Annotated in this window: 10 protein-coding genes; 6 read left to right on the forward strand and 4 right to left on the reverse strand. The window is 62.2% G+C overall.

Going from position 1 to position 14,649, the window contains the following annotated elements; genetic code table 11:
- The first annotated feature begins 199 nt into the window (after window positions 1-199).
- The 5 genes from J3P85_RS25450 (at window position 200) to J3P85_RS25470 (ending at window position 8,818) form a co-directional block, all read left to right on the forward strand.
- Window positions 200-4,048 (forward strand): sensor domain-containing protein, encoded by a 3,849-nt coding sequence (locus J3P85_RS25450; RefSeq protein ID WP_434703967.1) that lies wholly within the window; start codon window positions 200-202, stop codon window positions 4,046-4,048.
- 227 nt (window positions 4,049-4,275) lie between these two features.
- Window positions 4,276-5,529: a serine hydroxymethyltransferase gene (glyA, locus tag J3P85_RS25455; RefSeq protein ID WP_039593914.1), complete on the forward strand. Its 1,254-nt coding sequence runs from the start codon at window positions 4,276-4,278 to the stop codon at window positions 5,527-5,529.
- Window positions 5,530-6,025: 496 nt separating this feature from the next.
- Window positions 6,026-7,339: a C4-dicarboxylate transporter DctA gene (locus tag J3P85_RS25460; protein WP_186709788.1), complete on the forward strand. Its 1,314-nt coding sequence runs from the start codon at window positions 6,026-6,028 to the stop codon at window positions 7,337-7,339.
- Window positions 7,340-7,398: 59 nt separating this feature from the next.
- A complete protein-coding gene (locus J3P85_RS25465) occupies window positions 7,399-8,103 on the forward strand; it encodes a FadR/GntR family transcriptional regulator (protein WP_411385678.1) in 705 nt (234 codons plus the stop codon).
- A gap of 22 nt (window positions 8,104-8,125) precedes the next feature.
- Window positions 8,126-8,818 (forward strand): GntR family transcriptional regulator, encoded by a 693-nt coding sequence (locus tag J3P85_RS25470; protein ID WP_434703969.1) that lies wholly within the window; start codon window positions 8,126-8,128, stop codon window positions 8,816-8,818.
- 140 nt (window positions 8,819-8,958) lie between these two features.
- Here the strand turns inward: J3P85_RS25470 and yjiA are convergent, their stop codons facing one another.
- The 3 genes from yjiA to J3P85_RS25485 all read right to left on the reverse strand — a co-directional run bounded on the left by yjiA (window position 8,959) and on the right by J3P85_RS25485 (window position 12,538).
- Window positions 8,959-9,927 (reverse strand): GTPase, encoded by a 969-nt coding sequence (gene yjiA / locus J3P85_RS25475; protein ID WP_434703970.1) that lies wholly within the window; start codon window positions 9,925-9,927, stop codon window positions 8,959-8,961.
- A gap of 331 nt (window positions 9,928-10,258) precedes the next feature.
- On the reverse strand, window positions 10,259-10,456 hold the full coding sequence (locus tag J3P85_RS25480) for a YbdD/YjiX family protein (protein ID WP_434703971.1): 198 nt from the start codon (window positions 10,454-10,456) through the stop codon (window positions 10,259-10,261).
- 15 nt (window positions 10,457-10,471) lie between these two features.
- Window positions 10,472-12,538 (reverse strand): carbon starvation CstA family protein, encoded by a 2,067-nt coding sequence (locus tag J3P85_RS25485; protein WP_411385681.1) that lies wholly within the window; start codon window positions 12,536-12,538, stop codon window positions 10,472-10,474.
- A 158-nt stretch (window positions 12,539-12,696) separates the two neighbouring features.
- Here J3P85_RS25485 and J3P85_RS25490 point away from each other — a divergent pair, with 158 nt between their 5' ends.
- On the forward strand, window positions 12,697-13,053 hold the full coding sequence (locus tag J3P85_RS25490; RefSeq protein WP_434703972.1) for a PilZ domain-containing protein: 357 nt from the start codon (window positions 12,697-12,699) through the stop codon (window positions 13,051-13,053).
- A gap of 189 nt (window positions 13,054-13,242) precedes the next feature.
- Here J3P85_RS25490 and radA read toward each other — a convergent pair whose 3' ends face one another.
- Window positions 13,243-14,610, reverse strand: coding sequence for a DNA repair protein RadA (radA, locus tag J3P85_RS25495; RefSeq protein WP_030140305.1), 1,368 nt, complete (start codon window positions 14,608-14,610; stop codon window positions 13,243-13,245).
- Window positions 14,611-14,649: the final 39 nt, after the last annotated feature.

Raw genomic sequence — 14,649 nt, forward strand, 5'->3', positions numbered from 1 at the left:
CAATGCCTGCGGGCGAATAGAGCCTGGGAATCTGGAGCTGGACCGCTCTTGTTTGACCGGCAAAGCTACCTCAACCGTCGGTCAAGGTCCAGCCGCCCAGGGCTGGCACTTTGCCACAAGTCAAGGCATGCTAGCCGCCCTTCGGGCGTCCGGCTTATAGTGCACGTCGCGCCAGTCCAGCAAAACGCAGGATTACAGCTTGTCCAACGTCAATCCGCCCCTGTCCCCTCGCGCACCCGCTGTCGTGCCCGGCTCGCCCCTGCGCGGGACATTGAAGGGTGCGCTGGCCACGCTGGTGCTGCTGTTGCTCGGCTTGCTGTTCTGGCAACTGCTCGACCAACTGCGCGAAACCCAGCAGCAACAGCGCCAGTACACCATCGACTACACCGCCGATCTCGCCGCGCAGGTCAGCCTGAACATGGCCTTGAACGCGCAAATCGCCCTCAATCTGCTACCGATCGTCGAACAACCACAAAGTATCGACGAGCAGCAGGCCCTGGTTCACAAACTCCAGCAGTCGCTCCCCGAGCTGCGCAGCTTGGCATTGCTGAGCCCTTCCGGCCGGGTGCTCAGTGACAGTGATGCCAACAGCCACGATGCCGACTACCTGAGCGAACTGGTGCGACGCAGCCGGGCCCAGGCCCATTATTTCAGCAATGCCGAAGATGGCTCCGTGGTGCATCTATTGTTGCACCAGGCCAGCGGTAGCGGCCGTGGCTATTGGGCCCTGCGCTTGACCCCGAACTTTTTCGCCACCCTCACCAAGCAGGCCGATGTGGGGCTGCGCCCGCTATGGCTGGTGGAGAACCGTCTCAACCAGCAAATCATCAGCCGCGACGAGAGCCTGCCTTCGAGCAGCCCGACCCATCTGTCGCCGGACGACCTGAAAAGCACCGTACTGACCGTGCCCCTGAGCAGCAGCGACTGGCAGCTGCGGGGCCTGTTCGACCGTCGCCAGGTGATTGAACAACTGTTGCCGGCCTTCATCGGCAAATGCCTGCTGGGCCTGGCGTTTTCGTTGTTGCCGGTGATCGCGCTGTTGAACATGCGTCGGCGCCAACGGCAGTTGCACGAGGGACGGCGACGTTACCAGGATATTTTCGAAGGCACCGGCGTAGCCCTGTGCGTACTTGACCTGTCGGGGCTCAAGGCCTTTTTTGAGCGAGCCGGCCTGCACACTGGCGATCAATTGCGCGCCTGGCTGCAAACCACTCACCAACTCGAACAGCTGCGCCAGGAAGTTCACGTCACCGAAGTCAACCAGATGGCGTTGAAACTGCTCAACGTCGATTCCTGCGACCGGGCTTGGCAGTTGCTGGTCGGCAAGGGTGCGCAGGACAACAACCCCGTCGGCTCGAAGCTGCTCGAAGCGCTGCTCGATCAACACAAGCAACTGGAACTGGAAATCAAGCTCCAGGACGCCCATGGTCGCGACCAGCACCTGTGGCTGGTGCTGCGCCTGCCGGAAAAACAGCACGACTATAACGCGGTCATCCTGAGCATCAGCGACATCACCAGCCGCAAGCTGATCGAGCTGTCGCTGCTCGAACGCGAGGGGTTCTGGTCCGACGTGGTGCGCACCGTGCCGGACCATCTCTATGTGCAGGACGTCATCAGCCAGCGGATGATCTTCAGCAACCATCACCTGGGCCAGACCCTGGGATACGACCGCACCGAACTGCACCAGATGGGCGAGTACTTCTGGGAAATCCTGCTGCACAGCGACGATGCCGATCACTACCACAACCTGCGCCAGGAACAACGGCGGGGCGGCTACACGCAGTTGCTGCAATGCCAGTTGCGCTTTCGTCATCGCAATGGCAAGTGGCGCTGTTTCGACATCCGCGAACAGGCCCTGGCCCGCGACCGGCATAACCAGGTGACGCGAATCATCGGCGTGGCCAAGGACGTCACCGAGCAGATCGAGGCCAGCGAATCGCTGCGCGACAGCGAGCAACGCTACCGGATGCTCGCCGAAAGCATCAGCGACGTGATTTTCTCCACCGACAACAAGCTTTCGCTCAACTATGTCAGCCCGTCGGTGCAAGCGGTGCTGGGCTACACCGCCGATTGGATTTTCCAGAACGGCTGGCAATCGATCATCGCCAACCCGCAACAACTGACCGGCATCTACAGCCTGATGGACCGGGTCAGCAAGGCCCTCGACAAGCCCGCACAACTGGCCGAGCTGCGCAACCAGATGCAGACCCAGTTGTTCCTGTTCGACTGCCTGCGTGCCGACGGGCGCAAGATCCCCATCGAGCTGCGGTTGGTGCTGGTGTGGGATGAACATGGCGCGTTCGAAGGCGTCCTGGGTGTGGGCCGCGACATCAGCCAGCAACGTCGCGCCGAAAAAGACCTGCGCATGGCCGCCACGGTCTTCGAGCACTCGACCTCGGCGATCCTGATCACCGACCCGGCCGGCTACATCGTCCAGGCCAACGAAGCCTTCAGTCGCGTCAGCGGTTATGCCGTGTCGCAAGTGCTGGATCAATTGCCCAACATGCTGACCGTGGACGACCAGCAGGAAGCCCACCTGCGCTACGTGCTCAAGCAACTGCAACAGCACAGTACCTGGGAAGGCGAAGTCTGGCTCAAGCGCCGCAATGGCGAACACTACCCGGCCTGGGTCGGCATCACCGCGGTGCTGGATGACGAAGGCGACCTGGCCAGCTATGTGTGTTTCTTCAGCGACATCAGCGAACGCAAGGCCAGCGAGCAGCGCATTCATCGCCTAGCCTATTACGACGCCCTGACCCACCTGCCCAACCGCACGCTGTTCCAGGATCGCCTGCACACCGCATTGCAATCGGCCGAACGGCAGAAGACCTGGGTCGTGCTGATGTTCCTCGACCTGGACCGGTTCAAGCCGATCAACGACTCCCTCGGCCATGCCGCCGGCGACCGGATGCTCAAGGAGATGGCCACGCGCCTGCTCGGCTGCGTCGCCGACGACGACACCGTGGCGCGCATGGGCGGCGACGAGTTCACCCTGCTGCTGCAACCGCGCGCCAGCCGCGAAATGGCGCTGAACCGGGCCATCAACGTGGCCGAGCAGATCCTCGCCAGTCTGGTCCGCCCCTTCGTGCTCGAAGGCCGCGAGTTCTTCGTCACCGCCAGTATCGGCATCGCCCTGAGCCCCCAGGACGGCAACGAGCTGAGCCAGTTGATGAAGAACGCCGACACGGCCATGTATCACGCCAAGGAACGCGGCAAGAACAACTTCCAGTTCTACCAGGCCGACATGAACGCCAGCGCCCTGGAGCGCCTGGAACTGGAAAGTGACCTGCGCCATGCCCTGGAGCAGAACGAGTTCGTGCTGTATTACCAGCCGCAGTTCAGCGGCGATGGCAAACGCCTGACCGGCGCCGAGGCCCTGCTGCGCTGGCGCCATCCGCGACGCGGGTTGGTGCCGCCGGGGGATTTCATCCCGGTGCTCGAAGAACTCGGGCTGGTGGTGGATGTCGGCGACTGGGTCATCACCGAAGCCTGCCGGCAGCTCAGGACCTGGCACCAGGCCAAGGTCCGGGTGCCGAAAGTCTCGGTCAACATTTCCGCCCGGCAGTTCTCCGACGGCCAGTTGGGCACGCGCATCGCCAATATCCTGCGCAGCACTGGCCTGCCGCCGGCCTGCCTGGAGCTGGAACTGACGGAAAGTATCCTGATGCGCGAAGTCAGCGAGGCGATGCAGATCCTCGCCGGGTTGAAGAACCTGGGCCTGAGCATTGCCGTCGATGATTTCGGCACCGGTTATTCGTCGCTCAACTACCTCAAGCAATTCCCCATCGACGTGCTGAAGATCGACCGCACCTTCGTCGACGGCCTGCCCTCCGGCGAGCAGGATGCGCAGATCGCCCGGGCAATCATTGCCATGGCCCACAGCCTCAACCTGGCGGTGATCGCCGAGGGCGTCGAGACCCACGAGCAATTGGACTTCCTGCGTGAACACGGCTGCGACGAAGTCCAGGGCTACCTGTTCGGTCGGCCGATGCCGGCCAATCGGTTCGAAGCGCAGTTCAGCAATGATGCGTTGTTCATGCTCGACTGAGGCCCTTCAGCGCCTGTAGCGGCCTCATCGCGAGCAAGCTCGCTCCCACAGGTTATGTGTACGCAGGTCCAATGTGGGAGCGAGCTTGCTCGCGATGGCGCCAGCCTGGACGACACACAATTGTCCATGAAACCCATTCGTCCAAGACATGACGCCCTTTCATATGCCTTCCAAAACCGGTTGAGGTAGAATGCCCCCCTTTTCTGCCCCGATCCTTGAGGACCGCCATGTTCAGCCGTGATTTGACTATTGCCAAGTACGACGCCGATCTCTTTGCCGCCATGGAGCAAGAAGCTCAGCGCCAGGAAGAGCACATCGAGCTGATCGCTTCGGAAAACTACACCAGCCCCGCGGTGATGGAAGCTCAAGGCTCGGTACTGACCAACAAGTACGCCGAAGGCTACCCAGGTAAGCGCTACTACGGTGGTTGCGAGTACGTCGACGTGGTCGAGCAACTGGCCATTGACCGCGCCAAGCAACTGTTCGGCGCCGATTACGCCAACGTCCAGCCACACGCAGGCTCCCAAGCCAACGCTGCCGTGTACCTGGCGCTGCTGTCGGCCGGCGACACCATCCTGGGCATGAGCCTGGCCCACGGCGGTCACCTGACCCACGGCGCCAGCGTTTCCTCCTCCGGCAAGCTGTACAACGCCGTCCAGTACGGCATCGACGGCAACGGCCTGATCGACTACGACGAAGTCGAGCGCCTGGCCCTCGAGCACAAGCCGAAAATGATCGTGGCCGGTTTCTCCGCCTACTCCCAGGTCCTCGACTTCCCGCGTTTCCGCGAGATCGCCGACAAGGTCGGTGCCTACCTGTTCGTCGACATGGCCCACGTTGCCGGCCTGGTCGCCGCAGGCGTCTACCCGAACCCGGTGCCGTTCGCCGACGTGGTCACCACCACCACCCACAAGACCCTGCGCGGTCCGCGTGGTGGCCTGATCCTGGCGCGCGCCAACGCCGACATCGAGAAGAAGCTGAACTCCGCCGTCTTCCCGGGCGCCCAGGGTGGCCCGCTGGAGCACGTGATCGCCGCCAAGGCGATCTGCTTCAAGGAAGCCCTGCAACCTGAGTTCAAGGCTTACCAGCAACAAGTGGTGAAGAATGCCAAGGCCATGGCCGGCGTGTTCATCGAGCGCGGCTTCGACGTGGTGTCCGGCGGTACTGAAAACCACTTGTTCCTGCTTTCGCTGATCAAGCAGGAAATCTCCGGCAAAGACGCCGACGCGGCGCTGGGCAAGGCGTTCATCACCGTCAACAAGAACTCGGTGCCCAACGACCCACGCTCGCCGTTCGTCACTTCGGGTCTGCGCTTCGGTACCCCGGCCGTGACCACTCGCGGCTTCAAGGAAGCCGAGTGCAAGGAACTGGCCGGCTGGATCTGCGACATCCTGGCGGACCTGAACAACGAAGCGGTCATCGACGCCGTGCGTGAGAAGGTCAAGGCCATCTGCAAGAAGCTGCCGGTATACGGCGCTTAATTAGCTCGCTAACGCGTAGCCAAAAAGGCCCGCATCGAAAGATGCGGGCCTTTTTTATTGGCGTTCATTCTTAGCATCCTCTGAGGCGAATACCGGTAGAACACCGGTGAGGCTGGGATAACCATCTACCCCCTGTGGCGAGGGAGCTTGCTCCCGCTGGGCCGGTCCGACGCTTCGGGCGCAGCAGCCCCAACATTTTGCGGTCGCTGCGCAACCGAGCGGGAGCAAGCTCCCTCGCCACAGGTTTGTGTCATGTCCTCGTTATTCGCTTAGGCCTTGGGGGCAAAATTTTTTCCAACCTGGGAGAGGCTCAAGCACAGGGCTTTCACCGCAACTGGTAAGACCGGTCAAGCCAAATCACTGTAGCCGGGCTTGCATACCCGCGAAAACAGCGCCTAGACTGCGCCTGCACTGGACAAACCGGTAAGACCACAATAATGAAGTCCCGACGCCAGCCCCTCTGGCGAACAAGGACACCGAACCAGGAATCCCTCCCATGCTCAAATGGTGCTCGCGGTCGATCTTCCTTCAAGTTGTCCTCGGATTGGTGCTCGGCATCGTCTGCGGGCTTACCCTTCCCGAATACTCTGCACAGCTCAAACCCCTCGGCGACGGCTTTATCAAGCTGATCAAGATGCTCATCGGCCTGATCGTGTTCTGCGTGGTGGTCAGCGGCATCTCCGGCGCCGGTGATCTCAAGAAGGTCGGGCGCATCGGCCTCAAGTCGGTCATCTACTTCGAAGTCCTTACCACCATCGCCCTGGTCATCGGCCTGGTCCTTGCCTTCAGCACCGGCATTGGCAGCGGCGCAAACATCCATCTGGAGCAGCTCTCCAGCACGGACGTGAACGATATCGCCCAGCGCGGCCAGCACCTGGTCACTACTACGCAGTTCCTGATGAACCTGATCCCGACCTCAGTGATCGGAGCGTTCGCGGAAAACAATATCCTGCAGGTGCTGCTGTTCGCCGTGCTGTTCGGCAGTGCATTGAACCTCGTGGGTGACGCCGCTTCCGGTATTTCACGGCTGATCAACGAACTCAGCCACGTGATTTTCCGCATCATGGGCATGATCGTGCGCCTGGCCCCTATCGGCGTGTTTGGCGCCATTGCCTTCACCACCAGCAAATATGGCCTGGACTCGCTGCAGCACCTGGGTAGCCTCGTCGGCCTGTTCTACCTGACCTGCATCGCGTTTGTCGCCGTGATCCTCGGTCTGGTGATGCGCGCATCGGGCCTGCCGATGCTGCCGTTTCTCAAATACCTGCGCGAAGAGCTGCTGATCGTCCTCGGTACCGCTTCGTCCGATGCCGTGCTGCCACAGATCATGCGCAAGCTCGAACACCTGGGGATCGGCAGCTCCACCGTGGGCTTGGTGATTCCAACCGGTTACTCGTTCAACCTGGATGGCTTTTCGATTTACCTGACCCTGGCGATTGTCTTCATTGCCAACGCCACCGGTACACCCCTGGCCCTGAGCGACCTGTTGACCATCCTGCTGGTGTCGCTGATCACTTCCAAGGGCGCCCATGGAATTCCCGGCTCGGCATTGGTAATCCTGGCGGCGACGCTGACCGCGATCCCGGCGATCCCGGTGGTGGGCCTGGTGCTGGTGTTGGCCGTGGACTGGTTCATGGGCATTGGCCGGGCCCTGACCAACCTGATTGGCAACTGCGTGGCCACCGTGGCGATTGCCCGCTGGGAGAAAGACATCGATGTTCCTCGCGCGCGCAAGGTGCTGTCCGGCCAACAAGGCTATACCTTTCAACCCAGAAAACCGGTGGGCAGTGCCCATCACCAGCAATTCTGAAAGACGGCGATGCCGGCCCGCGAGCCGGCATTGCCTGATTGATTTCCAAGGAGTCACATGTGATCAGCTCATCGACCGTCGTCAATTCCGTGGTGGAGAAACTCCGCGCCGCCCTCGCCCGGGGCCAGTGGCGCTCGGGGGACATGCTGCCCGGCCAGCGCGAACTGGCCGAGCAACTGGGCATCAGCCGGCCCAGCCTGCGTGAAGCGGTGATCGTCCTGGAGACGCTGGGCCTGGTGCGTTCGATGCCCGGCAAAGGCGTCGTGGTATTGGAGGCCAATCTCAACGATACCGTCAGTGAAGGCAGCGCCATGGCCGGCGCGAGCCTGGAAGACCTGCTGCAACTGCGCTACACCCTGGAGCCCTTCATCGTCGGCCTCGTGGCCCAGTCCATCAGCAGCAAGGAAGTCGGCCAGTTGCGGCTGACCCTCATGGACATGCGCGAAGCCCTGGAAGCCAATGACAGCGACGCCTGTGCCAACGCCTACATCGCTTTCCATGAAGAACTGTTTGCCCTGACGTCCAATCCGATCTTCCAGAACGTGGTCCAGCAGACCAGCAACGCCCTCAAGCAAAGCGCCGATGTGTTGCGCAACTCGCCCGAACACCTGGCCGAACGCCTGGAAGAAAACGAAGCCGTGGTCCGTGCCATCCGTGGCAAGAACAGCGCCCAGGCCAGCGCCGAAATGCGTCGGCACATTCTCCGGGAAGGCCAGCGCATGGGCATCGAATTGAATATTCCGGACGACAGCCTCGGCACTTGAGCCTGGGCCTGCGGAGACCGCCATGAACACTCTCGTTTCCCATCAACATAACCACAACGTACTTGCCGCCCTGCCCCTGCCCGGCCGGATCGGCAAACCGTCGGTGGACGATATCTACCCGCGGATCTTCGACGCCATCCTCGAACAACGCATTGCCCCGGCCAGCCGCTTCACCGAGGAAAGCCTGGGAGATGTGTTCGGCGTCAGCCGCAGCATCATTCGCCGCGTCCTGGCGCGCCTGTCCCACCAGCAAGTGGTGATACTGCGACCCAACCATCGACCCCAAGTCGCCGCGCCAGATCTGGAGCAGACCCGGCAGATCCTCCACGCTCGCCGCCTGGCCGAGCAGACGCTGGTGCGCCTGGCCTGCCGGGCACCACGACCGCAGGATCTACGACGGCTTCGGGATCTGGTAGAGCAGGAACAACACTGCCTGGACCGCGGCGAGCGTGGCCCGGCGATACGCCTGTCCGGCGAGTTTCACCTGCAACTGGCCGCCATGGCCGGTAACGCGCCATTGTTACAATTTCTCGGCAGCCTGGTGCCGTTGACCTCGTTGGCCCTGGCGCGACACGAGGTCAAGTCGCGCCGCCATTGCGCCTGGCAGGAACACTTGGCGATCGTCGACGCCGTGGAAGGACGCAACGTCAACGAAGCCGTGCGGCTGATGGACGAGCACCTGGACCATCTGGAGCAAAAACTGCTAGTCAAATAGCTGTTGTGGCGAGGGAGCTTGCTCCCGCTGGGGGGCGTAGCCGCCCTCGCTTTTTGGCGGTTGCTGCGCAACCGAGCGGGAGCAAGCTCCCTCGCCACGAAAAGCGCTTCAAGCAGACGTTTTGACGAACGCAGGCACAGTCAAAGTAGCGCGGCTTCGAATCCGGCGCGGATCTTCTCTTCAGGCAGTTCGTCGGCGATGAACACGATCACGCTTTCCCGGGCTTCGTCGGGTGCCCATTCGGTGTCCCAATCGAAACCGTACAACTTGAGCACGCCTTGGAACACCAGTCGACGGGGTTCACCCGCGATGTTCAGCACGCCTTTGTAGCGCAGCAGTTGCTTGCCGTGATCTTCCAGCAATTGGTTCATGAACTCGCTGAGCTTGTCGATATCCAGCGCCTTGTCGGTGCGCAACACCAGGCTGCTGATGCGATCGCCCGGGGTGGCCTTGCCCACCGGTCGCAGGCTGAACCCTGCGCCCAGGTCCGCATTGAGGTTGAAGCCGCGAATGTCGAGCAATTCGGCCAAGTCGATCTGGCCGTGCTCGACCACCCGGATCGGCGCCCGCCGATTGATGCGTGCCAGGCGTTCGCCAAGGGCCTGGACTTGGGCGGCGTCCACCAGGTCGGTCTTGCTCAGCAGCAGGCGATCGGCAAACCCGACCTGGGCCTGGGCGATGGCCTGGGCCAGGTGGATGTCGGCGTGAGCGGCATCCACCAGCGTCAGGATGCCGTCGAGGATATAACGCTCGCGCAGGTCCTCGTCGATGAAAAAAGTTTGCGCCACCGGGGCCGGGTCGGCCAATCCGGTGCATTCGATCACCAGGCGATCGAAAGCGATTTCGCCGCTGTCCAGCCGCTCGAGCAACAGGTACAGGGCCTTTGTCAGGTCGGTGTGAATGGTGCAGCACACGCACCCGTTGGCCAGGGTCATGACTTGCACCGGCTCGTCGCCCAGCAGTTGGGTGTCGATACCGGCATCGCTGAATTCGTTCTCGATCACGGCGATTTTCAGGCCGTGTTCGGCCTTGAGCAGATGGCGCAACAGCGTGGTCTTGCCGGCGCCCAGGAAGCCGCTGAGGATGGTGACCGGGATGGGAGAGGACAAACTGAATCTCCTTGATGCCTGAAAGGGAAGCGGTTTTGTGGGAGCGAGCCTGCTCGCGAAGGCGTTGGGTCAGTCGACATTATCATCAACTGACACGCCGCTATCGCGAGCAAGCTCGCTCCCACAAGGGATCGGTGGTGTATGCAGATCCTGAGACCACCCCACAAGGGATCTGTGGTGTAGGCAAATCCTGAGGACCCACCCAAAACAACTGTGGGAGCGAGCTTGCTCGCGATAGCGGTGTGTCAGCCACATCAACGGCGACTGACCTGACGCCTTCGCGAGCAAGCTCGCTCCCACAGGGTTGCATCATCCACTGGCAATCAGCGGATCAACAGCACTTGGGCCCACCCTTGTCGCCGTAACGGGCCTCCTGGCGTTCCCGGAAGAACGCCTCGTAGTCCATCATCGGCTTGTCCGGGTGCTTGGTTTGCATGTGCTCGACGTAGTTGTCGTAGTCGGGCATGCCGACCATCAGGCGCGCGGCCTGACCGAGGTACTTACCCAGGCGACTCAAGTCATTGAACATCGTTGCAATCCTCTATCAAGCGTCCGGCAGGGCCTGGAATGGTGCTTCTTTGTCCGTGCGTTCCTTCGTGCCCCAGGCGGCGATGCCGACCTTGAGCGCGTAGAACAGGATGCTGAAGACCACGAACAGGAACAACACCGTCAGCGTTGCGTTGGTGTAGGCGTTGAACACCACGTGCTGCATCTGCTCGATGCTCTTGGCCGGGGCCAGGATCTGGCCGGCGGCCAGGGCGTCGTTGTATTTGCGCGCCAGGGCCAGGAAGCCGATCGCCGGGTTGGCGTCGAACAGCTTGATCAGGCCCGCGGTGGTGGTGCAGATCAGCAGCCAGCTCGCCGGCAGCAGCGTAACCCAGACATAGCGCTGGCGCTTCATCTTGATCAGCACCACGGTGGCGAGCATCAGGGCGATCCCGGCCAGCATCTGGTTGGAAATGCCGAACAGCGGCCACAAGGTGTTGATGCCGCCCAGCGGATCGATCACGCCCTGGTACAGCAAGTAACCCCACAGCGCCACGCAGCCGGCGGTGGCGATCAGGTTGGCGGTCCAGGATTCGGTGCGCTTGAGGGCCGGCACGAACGAGCCGAGCAAGTCCTGCAGCATGAACCGCCCGGCACGGGTGCCGGCGTCCACCGCGGTGAGGATGAACAGCGCTTCGAACAGGATCGCGAAGTGGTACCAGAACGCCATGGTGTTCTCACCCGGCAGCACCGAGTGGAGGATCTGCGCGATCCCGACCGCCAGGGTCGGCGCACCGCCGGCACGGGCCAGGATGGTGGTCTCGCCGATGTCCTTGGCCACCGCTTGCAGCGCGTCGGGGGTGATTGCGAAACCCCAACTGCTGACAGTCTGGGCCACGGCCACCACATCAGTACCGACGATCGCCGCCGGGCTGTTCATGGCGAAGTACACGCCCGGCTCGATCACCGAAGCCGCCACCATGGCCATGATCGCCACGAAGGACTCCATCAGCATGCCGCCGTAACCGATGTAGCGGGCGTTGGTTTCGTTATCCAGCAGCTTGGGCGTGGTGCCCGAGGAGATCAGCGCGTGGAAGCCCGAGACCGCGCCGCAGGCGATGGTGATGAACAGGAACGGGAACAGACCGCCCTTCCACACCGGCCCGGTGCCGTCGGTGAACTGGGTCAGTGCCGGCATTTTCAGCTCGGGCATGGTGACCAGGATGCCGATCGCCAGGGCGACGATGGTGCCGATCTTGAGGAACGTGGACAGGTAGTCCCGTGGCGCCAGGATCAGCCACACCGGCAGCACCGCCGCGACAAAACCATAGCCGATCAGCATCCAGGTGATCTGGATCCCGGTGAAGGTGAAGGCCTTGGCCCAGACCGGGTCGGCGGCAATCTGCCCGCCCAGCCAGATCGAACCCAGCAGCAACAGCACGCCGATGATCGAGATCTCGCCGATGCGGCCCGGGCGGATGTAGCGCATGTAGATGCCCATGAACATCGCGATCGGGATGGTCGCCATCACCGTGAAGATGCCCCACGGGCTCTCGGCCAGGGCCTTGACCACGATCAGCGCCAGCACCGCGAGGATGATGATCATGATCAGGAAGCAGCCGAACAGCGCGATGGTGCCGGGGATGCGGCCCATTTCCTCGCGCACCATGTCGCCCAGGGAGCGACCGTTGCGGCGGGTGGACAGGAACAGGACCATGAAATCCTGCACCGCACCGGCCAGCACCACGCCGGCGATCAGCCAGAGCGTGCCGGGCAGGTAGCCCATCTGCGCCGCCAGCACCGGCCCGACCAACGGCCCCGCGCCGGCAATGGCCGCGAAGTGGTGGCCGAAAAGGATGTGTTTGTTGGTCGGGACGTAGTCCAGGCCATCGTTGTTGAGCACGGCGGGCGTGGCCCGGCGCGCATCGAGTTGCATCACGTTGTTGGCGATGAAGAGGCTGTAGTAGCGGTAGGCGACCAGGTAGATGGCCACGGCGGCGACGACGATCCAGAGGGCGTTGATCGCCTCGCCTCGACGCAAGGCCACGACGCCCAGGGCGCTCGCGCCTATGACGGCCAGCAGTAGCCAGGGCAGATGGCGTAGCAGGCTATTATTGTTTTTCATTTTTATATTCCAGCCAGGGTGGACAAGAAAGATAGCCACTGGAGTTTAGCGCTAACCTGGGCAAAGGCCATACCCGACATTCGTCTGTCTGTTGCCGAACGGTGACGATGCGCTCCCAGTTCAGTCTATAGTCAGTGAATCTCCAGAGGGAATGCGTAATGAGCGAACGTCGCCGCTTCGTACGAGTTGAATTCCGTGCCAGGACCGAGCTGAGCCAGGGGCCGTTTATCTGGCCGGTAAAGTTACTGGATTTGTCCCTCAAGGGCATGCTGATCACAAAACCCGAACCCTGGCTTGGCGATCCCGAACAACCCTTCATGGCCGATATCCATTTGAGCCCTGACGCGGAGATCAAAATGGAAGTTCGGTTGGCCCATGATGACCATGGTCACCTGGGCTTCGTCTGCGAACATATCGACCTGGCTTCCATCGCACATTTACGCCGATTGATAGAGCTGAACCTGGGCGACCCTAAGGAGTTGGAGCGGGAGTTGAAGGCTTTGATCCATATTTGAAAAGCCCCGCCGCAGCCCCCGTGTGCACGATCCCCTGTGGCGAGGGAGCTTGCTCCCGCTGGGCCGCGTAGCGGCCCCAAAAGCAGCGACTCCACCAACCTGACACACCGCGATGCCTATTTGAGGGGCTGCTGCGCACCCCAGCGGGAGCAAGCTCCCTCGCCACGGAGGCCTGCATCTGCCTCGACATTATTCGAACAACGCATCCAACGCCTGTTCCAGGCGTGTCACCGCAATGATCTGCAACCCCGCCGGCGCTTCCTTCGGCGCGTTCCCCTTGGGAACGATGGCGCGTTTGAAGCCGTGCTTGGCGGCTTCCTTGAGCCGCTCCTGCCCGCTGGGCACCGGTCGCACTTCCCCCGACAACCCGACTTCACCAAACACCAACAGATCATGGGGCAGCGGCCGGTTGCGCAGGCTGGACATCACCGCCGCCATCAATGCCAGGTCGGACGCGGTCTCCAGCACCTTGACCCCGCCCACGACATTGAGGAACACGTCCTGGTCATGTGTCGGGATCCCACCGTGTCGATGCAACACCGCCAGCAGCATGGCCAGCCGGTTCTGATCCAGGCCCAGGGTGACCCGTCGTGGGTTCGCCAAGTGACTGTCGTCCACCAGCGCCTGCACCTCGACCAACATCGGCCGGGTCCCTTCCCACGTTGCCATGACCACGCTACCGGGGACTTCTTCCTGGGCACGTGTCAGAAAGATCGCCGACGGGTTCGAGACTTCTTTCAGGCCCCTGTCGGTCATGCCGAACACCCCCAGTTCGTTGACCGCGCCAAAGCGATTCTTCACCGCCCGTAGCAAACGCAGGCGCCCATCGGATTCGCCTTCGAAATACAACACGGTGTCGACCATGTGCTCCAGCACCCGCGGTCCTGCCAATGCACCTTCCTTGGTGACGTGGCCCACCAGGAAAATCGCCGTGCCGCTCTGCTTGGCGTAGCGCACCAGCAACGCCGCGCTTTCACGCACTTGGGACACGCCGCCCGGGGCCGACTGCAGTTGTTCGGTGAAAATGGTCTGGATCGAGTCGATGACCATCACCTTGGGCTTTTCCAGGCGCGCCGTGGCGATGATGGTTTCGATGCAGGTCTCGGTCATGACCCGCAACTGGTCCTGGGGCAAGCCCAGGCGCCGGGCGCGCATGGCGACCTGTTGCTGGGACTCTTCGCCCGTGACGTACAACGCCGGCATGCGCGTGGCGAGGTTGCACAAGGTTTGCAACAGGATGGTGGATTTACCGATGCCCGGATCGCCACCGATCAGCACCACCGAGCCGTCCACCAAGCCGCCCCCCAGCACCCGATCCAGTTCACCGGACGCGGTGGAGAAACGCGGGATTTCTTCGACGCTGACTTCGGCCAGGGTCTTGATCTGCGCCTGTTGGCCGGCCCAGCCCGTGCGCCCGGTAGGAGCCGCCGCGCCGCCGCTTTCCACCATGGTTTCGGTCAGGGTGTTCCAGGCTCCGCATTCACTGCATTGTCCGGCCCACTTGGGGAAGGTCGAGCCGCACTCGGTGCAGCCGTACATGCGCTTTGCCTTGGCCATCTCAACTCCGGGGTAAAAACCGCGATGATAGCAGTCGGG

The sequence above is a fragment of the Pseudomonas sp. Z1-12 genome (assembly GCF_051132015.1).
Taxonomy (GTDB): Bacteria; Pseudomonadota; Gammaproteobacteria; order Pseudomonadales; family Pseudomonadaceae; genus Aquipseudomonas; species Aquipseudomonas zanjanensis.

What these genes read in the sequence shown, in the direction of transcription:
- glyA (WP_039593914.1), top strand. Translation starts at nt 4,276, where the DNA reads ATGTTCAGCCGTGATTTGACTATTGCCAAGTACGACGCCGATCTCTTT.
- J3P85_RS25460 (WP_186709788.1), top strand. Translation starts at nt 6,026, where the DNA reads ATGCTCAAATGGTGCTCGCGGTCGATCTTCCTTCAAGTTGTCCTCGGA.
- J3P85_RS25470 (WP_434703969.1), top strand. Translation starts at nt 8,126, where the DNA reads ATGAACACTCTCGTTTCCCATCAACATAACCACAACGTACTTGCCGCC.
- J3P85_RS25480 (WP_434703971.1), bottom strand. Translation starts at nt 10,456, where the DNA reads ATGTTCAATGACTTGAGTCGCCTGGGTAAGTACCTCGGTCAGGCCGCG.
- J3P85_RS25485 (WP_411385681.1), bottom strand. Translation starts at nt 12,538, where the DNA reads ATGAAAAACAATAATAGCCTGCTACGCCATCTGCCCTGGCTACTGCTG.
- J3P85_RS25490 (WP_434703972.1), top strand. Translation starts at nt 12,697, where the DNA reads ATGAGCGAACGTCGCCGCTTCGTACGAGTTGAATTCCGTGCCAGGACC.
- radA (WP_030140305.1), bottom strand. Translation starts at nt 14,610, where the DNA reads ATGGCCAAGGCAAAGCGCATGTACGGCTGCACCGAGTGCGGCTCGACC.